The sequence below is a fragment of the Floccifex sp. genome, assembly GCF_051873555.1.
In the GTDB taxonomy this organism is placed as follows: domain Bacteria; phylum Bacillota_I; class Bacilli_A; order Erysipelotrichales; family Erysipelotrichaceae; genus Floccifex.
The window spans coordinates 1-7,504 of record NZ_JBJEEY010000119.1 but is presented as its reverse complement, the minus strand read 5'-3'; the positions used below and the strand labels follow the sequence as shown (position 1 = coordinate 7,504).

The window sequence follows — 7,504 nt, the reverse complement described above, 5'->3', positions numbered from 1 at the left end:
TTATATTTTCAAACTTTTTCATAAAAAATACTTGAATTTTATATAGTTAGCTCCAAAAAAAATAAGGCTGAAATCAGCCTTATTAGAATAATTCACTTTGATGTGTTGCGTATAAATATTCATCAATGGAATCACAAATACGATCCACAATTAAAGCCTCTGGATCATTTTCTAATAATCCTTCTCTGACTCTAGTATATTGAATTGGCATATATTGTGTCAATAAATTTAGAGGAATGCCATTTGTACGAAGATTCTGAATCATTGTCTGCATTGCCTGTTTTACTTCAGGAACTGGCATATAATAACGACAACGATCGGAGAATGAATATTTACGTTTTAAAGCCACTTCTTCTTCCGTTCCAATATAATGTTTGGACCAGTATTTTGTATCTTTCAACATAGCTGCATCCAATACATCTTTGAAATGAGAAGCTTTGTCTTTTAATAATTCATTTTCAATATCGGCTAAGGCAAACAGAGCCTGACGCATCATGAAAGTAAATCCAGGACCTACTTTTAAAATCGCAATTCCATCTTCTACCATTTCTCTTAATTTAATTTTTGTCTGGTAGTCAGTTGAATGGCCTTCAAATACAATGTTGTCAAAGTCTTTAATCGCTGCACATAAATCCACTGCTTTTTCGCGATCGTATTCTGTACATCCACTGTCTTTTTCTTCTACACCAGGTTGTACAACAATACCAATGACATTGCTCCATGCATGATCCAATCCATTATCTTTAAAAGCTTTTTCAAAAGTAGCTAATGTAGCTTTGAAGTCTTCTGGTTTTGTGACTTGTACACCTTCATCCACTGCACCTTGTGCTCCACCTGGAATAGGAACTTCACTTCCTACAATATAAACAGGTTCAATCGCATCTGGATTGGTTTCTAATAATTTAGCATAAGCTTCTTCGGCTACTTTTGCTAAACGAGCTCCACGACGGGCAATGGTTTCATCGCTTAAACGAGCATTGACATCGTCATCAGCTACTCGCATACTTGTATCAATATGGATTTTTGTAAAACCGGCACTAACGTAGCAGCGAATCAATTCATCGGCTTCTTTCATGGCTTGGTCTTCGTTTAAAGAAGTAAATGTCAAAGGACCTAAGTGATCGCCTCCTAAAAATAATTTATTTGTATCGAATCCAATTTCTTTGGCAATGGATTCCACAAAGGCTTTAAAATCAGCTGGTTTCATTCCTGTATATCCACCATATTGGTCACATTGATTGGCTGTACTTTCAATCAATACACAAGAATTGTCTTGTTTTCCTCTTAATAAGGCAGCACGAATTACATATTCATTGGCTGAGCAACAAGAATAAATTCCGACTGCTTTTCCTTCTTTTTGTGCTTTAACGATTTGTTTTAATGGATTTTGCATAAAAATATCCTCCTCAAGGAGGATTATATTCTCAATAAAAATCGAAAAAAACGGGGTTACCATTTTATACAAAAATCAAATTAAAAAGGGTAAACCTATAGTCCATACCGCAACAAACCAAACATAATTCCATCGTCATCAATGTCTTTTGTCACAAATTGCGCTTGTTTCTTTAAATCCGGGTGACTATTACCCATCGCAATGCCTGTACCAACTTGTTCAAACATACTACAGTCATTTAGTCCATCGCCAAAAGCCATGGATTCTTCTTTTTCTATATCAAAATGTTTTAAAAACACCTGAATCGCATTTCCTTTTCCACCTTGAGAAGACACGACATCAATGGCATAGTCATTCCATCTTGTGATCAATACATCTTCATCAAATTCTTCTTTAACTTGTTCTTCTTTTTGTTGATCCACAAATAAAATTCCCTGATAAATGACATTTCCTCTATATTCGGATATATCAGGAATCGATGTATGAATAGATGCTTGTGCATAGCGTACATCGTCATTGACATAATTAATATAGAAGTCGTCTTTTTCTAATAATTGAATGGGATATTTTTTATTTTTAAATAAAGACAATAATATTTCTTTTTTATTTCCTTCAATGGGATTTTCCCAGAGAATAGAAAAATCTTTATTTAATATCAATTGTCCATTTAATAAAATCCAGGCATCAAAATCCAAATGTGAAACATGTAATTCTTCCAGCTCCTTTCGATGACGCCCGGTACATAATACACGCAATATTCCTTTTGTTTTTAATGTTTCCAAAGCCAGTAATGTACTTTCAGGAATGGAATTTGTTTGATGGGATAAAATGGTTCCATCTAAATCAAAAAATATAACTTTCATAGCTCTATTACACTACAATTTTTGTCTTTTTTCAATTATACTTAAGAAAAGGAGAAAAATTATGACAAATACACCCACAATGATGACATATATACTTGAATCCAGTCATCAAATGAAACAAAATATTGAAAACGCAAAGGATATCACAAAACAACTCGTCGATTTGTATACACAAAAAGACTATCGAACGATTTGGATTATTGCGTGTGGTTCCAGCAGCAATGGAAGTCAGTGCGCCAAACCTTTTATGATGAAGACTTTAAATTGCGATGTAAAAATTGTAAACCCATCTACTTTTTTATATTCCGAAAACAAAATCAAAAACGATGATTTTGTCTTAGTCATCAGTCAATCAGGTTGTTCTACAAATTCCATTGAAGCTATCCAGAAATTAAAAGAAATGAATATTTTTTCTATTGCTTTAACAGGCAATCAAGACTGTGATATAGCCAAAATTGCCGATGTTACCATTGACTGGCAAGTCGGTATTGAATCGGTTGGTTTTGTCACAAAAGGAGTGAGTACACTTTGTTTATTTTTGGATTTATTTGCGATAGAAGCTGCTTACAGAAAAGGAATATTATCACAAAATAAATACGAAACATTATATCAGGAACTACAAGACATTCCTTCTCGTCATATTCATGTACAAAAACAAGCAATGCAATTATATGAAACAAATAAAAAAGTTTTCACTTCTATGCAAGTGGTTTATTTTATTGGGTTTGCCCAAGGATATGGCATTGCCACAGAAGGGGCTTTAAAGTTTGGAGAAACCATTAAAGTTCCAAGCTTTGCGTATGAAGCCGAAGAATATATCCATGGACCTAATTATCAATTAACACCAAATTATACAGTGTTTATGTTTGATGATATGGAACTAGGTTCTCAAAGAATGGGACAAATCTATCAAGCTACACAAAGCGTAACCGATCACGTATTCATGGTTTCCAATCAGGACATTGTCAAAGAAGACCATGCGATTCGTCTTCCATTTGATATCAAAGAACCAGCCCTTCTTCCTTTATATGTCTTACCAGTGGTACAAACCATTGCTTACTTAACAACAACAGATTTAAATTCCTGGGATAACCATCCAATGTATGCTCATTTTAAAGACTACGCAGCCTCTAAAACCGCATCCATTCAAAACATTATGCCAGGCATCAAAGACTTTATTGAGTAAAAACAAAGCTGTTACAAGTGAATCTGTAACAGCTTTTATTTATTATTTACACTTTTTTCTTTACAAGTTCAAATTCAGTAGTAGCTTCTCAATCTTTGTAAGATCTATTCCTTTTTTGATGAGCCATCTAAGAAGTATATGATTATTTTCTACATGTGACTTTCATAGCTGGCATATATATGTGTACAATATACATGACATCGGTCTGGTTTTCATAAATTGATTTTTCCAAATATTCATAATTTACAAACTCGATCCCGTTGTTCGGTATTACTGTTCTGCACTACCTTTGATTCCCTCTACTGCATTAATTTCAATTCCACCAAACGGATATTTTTTGTCTTCTTCGTCCATATTTTCTAATCTAATTTCAGAAATATATAATCAAATCCTTAAGCATAGAAAAAGCCCATGAATAATCACGAGCTTTCTTCCGCACCTGGTGCCATTTACAATGGAAATTTACCAAATCACTTTATAAAAGTAAAATATTTTTATGTAAATCTGCAAGACATGATTGAATCAGCATGAATCAAAATATGCTGATTCAATCAATTATTTATGATTTTTTCTTTTTAAAACCAATCCAATTAACAATGCATCTAAACTAGAAGCCATCATAGAAATCCATAGACCAGCATTTCCAATGATTCCTGTATTTGTTTTATTGGAATTATCTTTTTTAGAAGTATCTTTTACTACTTCTTTCTTTACAACTTCAAATTCAGTAGAAGCTTCACCAGTTTCAGAAACAATAGAAATTGTATGTTTTCCAACCTTTAATGTAGAAACAAAATCCGATTTCAAAGTAACTATAATACTTACTTCTTTCACTGTATAATTCTTTGAATCTAATGTTTCTCCATCTAGTTTCACATACTTAAAATCATCAATTGAAGCATTGGAAGTAAAAGACAATGATTTCTTAGTACCTTGTGTAACACTTTGTCCTTTTCCATCAATGATTTCTGGAGCTAGTCTGGAAATAATAGTATCTTCTAATGAAATTTCATTGGTTCCATTTTCATCTGAGAAACACTTTTCACAATCTATACAATACCAATATTCAATATTTCCTGCTTCTGCTACTGTTGCTTCTTTGGCATCAAAATGTTTAAGATTATGATTTTTAATTCACCATATTCTTGTCCACAAATACGACATTTTGATTTTTCTATACAAGTTGCCTGACTACCTTTATGAGTATGATTACCAACTTTTGACCATTCACTACTTGCAACTTCAAAAACTTCATATCCACAAATTGTATCTGGAATATCTATCTTATCCTTACCTGTTCCTAATGTAATTTCAGAAATAATAACTTCGTTGTTTTCATCTAATTTATATTTGACTTGTGTTGTTTCAGCTGGAATCGCATACATACCAATAGATAAATTATCTTTATCAGGCAGGAATATACAATCAAGATCTTTACATTTACTAAAAGCATGCATACCGATAGATGTAACACTATAAGGAATAACTATGCTTGTAAGATTAGTTAAGAAGAAAGCTTGATATCCAATCGATGTCACACCATCAGGGATGTCTATGTTTGTAATTGGACATCCATGAAAAGCAGAAGTTCCTATAGTTTTTAGCCTTGAATTCTCTCCAAATTCAATATTTGTAATATATTCACAACCTGCAAAAGCATAAGTTCCAATTGATTCGACATTAGAAGGAATATATATGCTTGTAAGACTATCACAATCATAAAAAGCTCTTTCTCCAATCGATGTTACACTTTCAGGAATTGTTACACTTTTAAGATTACGACAAGTATGAAAAGTATTTTCACTAATAGAAGTAACACCATATGGAATATCAATAGACTCAAGAGCAGTACACCAGTAAAACGCACTAGCACCAATTGATGTTAACTGTGAATCAGCTTCAAATGTGACATTTTGCATGTTATTACATTCTTTAAAAGCATCATTTCCAATCGTTGTAACACTTTTTGGAATTGTAACACTTGTAATATTACTTTTACTTATAAAAGCAGCATTTCCAATTGCTGTAACAGTTTTTCCATCAATTGTATCTGGAATTTGAACTTCAGTAGCCGTTCCAGTATATCCAGTAATTGTTACTTGATTATCAGATACTGAATATATAAAATTTTCATATACTTCCGCAGATATTGTCATGGGTACCAACATGCATATTGTACATATCGCACAGAATATGCTTAATAATTTCTTCTTCATTCGCTTCTCCTTTTTTAATTAAATAATCATTTAAATTATATTGAAATATTTTACTTGTTTCAAGAAAAAAACTCTCTTTCGAGAGTTCATTCCTTGATAAAGGCTTGTGAATACCCGTGTTCGTCTTTTTTTCCGGTTCCAATCGGATCGACAAACTGAATATTTTCAATGCGATATGGTGTTAACTGATAAACATAGTTTAACCAGTTTCGATACAATAAATTCGCATGGCTTCGCCATTTTAATATAGGTTTCTGATTCGGATCATCGTTTAAAAAATAATTTTCTGGAATATGAATGGGTTTTCCTTCTTTTAGATCCCGGAAATATTCTTGTGACAGTGTTTCAACGCCATATTCAAAATGACCCGTCACAAAGATTTGACGATAATCTTTGGTTACGATAATATTACTTCCCGTTTTTTCTCCTTTAGATAAAACCACTAAACACTTTTCCTTTTGTAAAGCCTCTTCATCAATTTTAGTATGACGAGAATGCGGTGTATAATGATATTCATCAAATCCATTGGTTAAAAAATCATATTCATCTTCTAAATGATGCTCAAAAATTCCAAACATCTTTTCCGATAACATTTGTTTTTGAATTCCATAATGATAATACAAACCCGCCTGGGCTCCCCAGCAAATATGCATCGTACTATATACATGACTCTTTGACCACTCCATGATTTCACATAACGCATTCCAATAATCCACGTCTTCAAAATCCAAGTGTTCGACTGGCGCTCCTGTAATAATCATGCAATCATAGTAATTATTCAAATAAAAATGATAGTCTTTATAGAATTTAACTAAATGTTCTTCACTTGTATTTTTTGAGACATGTGAATCAATTTTCATAAAATCAATGGAAACTTGTAACGGCGATTTACTAATTAAACGAAGAATCTGTGTCTCGGTTTCAATTTTCTTTGGCATTAAATTTAAAATCAACAGCTGAATCGGACGAACCCTTTGTTTACGAGCACTATCATCTTCAATCGCAAATATTTTTTCAGCTTCCAGAATTGCCTTAGCCGGCAATCCATTTTGTATATTAATTGGCATTCAATCCCTTTCTAAATCTTGTCAAAAGCTTGTTGTAAATCCTCTAAAATATCCTGGATATCTTCAATACCCACAGATAAACGAACCAAATCCGGTCCCACTCCACCAGCAATTAATTCTTCATCATTCATTTGACGATGTGTTGAACTAGCGGGGTGTAAAACACAAGTATGTGCATCCGCAACGTGTGTGGCAATCATAGCTAATTTTAAATGCGCCATAAATTCTTCAGCTTTTTTACGACCTCCCTTGATACCAAAAGACACAACTCCACACGTTCCATTTGGCATATATTTCTTTGCTCTCTGGTAATATTTATTGGAAGGAAGACCCGGATAATTAACCCAGGAAACTTTTTCATTTTCTTCTAAATACTGTGCCACTTTTAACGCATTTTCACAATGTCTAGGCATACGAACATGTAAAGACTCCAATCCCAGATTCAATAAATACGCATTCATAGGCGCCTGAATCGAACCAAAATCACGCATCAATTGCGCTGTACACTTTGTGATAAAAGCCCCTTCTTTACCAAACTTCTTAGCATACGTTACACCATGATACGAATCATCTGGTGTTGTCAATCCCGGGAATTTATCGGCATACTGCATCCAGTCAAAATGACCTCCATCCACAATACAGCCACCTACAGTCGCATCGTGTCCGTCCATATATTTTGTTGTTGAATGCGTTACAATGTCGCATCCCCATTCAATGGGACGACAATTAATTGGTGTTGCGAATGTATTATCCACAATTAATGGCACTCCATGTTCATG

Annotated in this window: 7 protein-coding genes; 1 reads left to right on the top strand and 6 read right to left on the bottom strand. The window is 33.4% G+C overall.

Going from position 1 to position 7,504, the window contains the following annotated elements:
* Positions 1-82: 82 nt before the first annotated feature.
* Both ACI32A_RS06980 and ACI32A_RS06975 read right to left on the bottom strand, forming a co-directional pair.
* Complete coding sequence (locus ACI32A_RS06980) at positions 83-1,393, bottom strand: class II D-tagatose-bisphosphate aldolase, non-catalytic subunit (protein ID WP_439754320.1); 1,311 nt, start codon at positions 1,391-1,393, stop codon at positions 83-85.
* Positions 1,394-1,488: 95 nt separating this feature from the next.
* Entirely contained in the window at positions 1,489-2,256 is a 768-nt protein-coding gene (locus ACI32A_RS06975) for a Cof-type HAD-IIB family hydrolase (RefSeq protein WP_439754319.1), read from the bottom strand.
* A 61-nt stretch (positions 2,257-2,317) separates the two neighbouring features.
* Between ACI32A_RS06975 and ACI32A_RS06970 the strand changes: the two genes are divergently transcribed.
* Positions 2,318-3,442, top strand: coding sequence for an SIS domain-containing protein (locus ACI32A_RS06970; protein WP_439754318.1), 1,125 nt, complete (start codon positions 2,318-2,320; stop codon positions 3,440-3,442).
* Between the two features lie 555 nt (positions 3,443-3,997).
* Here the strand turns inward: ACI32A_RS06970 and ACI32A_RS06965 are convergent.
* From ACI32A_RS06965 to ACI32A_RS06950, 4 genes are all read right to left on the bottom strand, one after another.
* Positions 3,998-4,318: a hypothetical protein gene (locus tag ACI32A_RS06965; RefSeq protein ID WP_439754317.1), complete on the bottom strand. Its 321-nt coding sequence runs from the start codon at positions 4,316-4,318 to the stop codon at positions 3,998-4,000.
* A 209-nt stretch (positions 4,319-4,527) separates the two neighbouring features.
* Complete coding sequence (locus ACI32A_RS06960; protein ID WP_439754316.1) at positions 4,528-5,658, bottom strand: leucine-rich repeat protein; 1,131 nt, start codon at positions 5,656-5,658, stop codon at positions 4,528-4,530.
* A gap of 86 nt (positions 5,659-5,744) precedes the next feature.
* A complete protein-coding gene (locus tag ACI32A_RS06955) occupies positions 5,745-6,725 on the bottom strand; it encodes a homoserine O-succinyltransferase (protein WP_439754315.1) in 981 nt (326 codons plus the stop codon).
* Positions 6,726-6,736: 11 nt separating this feature from the next.
* Positions 6,737-7,504 (bottom strand): PLP-dependent transferase (locus ACI32A_RS06950; protein WP_439754314.1); only part of this gene is annotated, 768 nt, incomplete at its 5' end.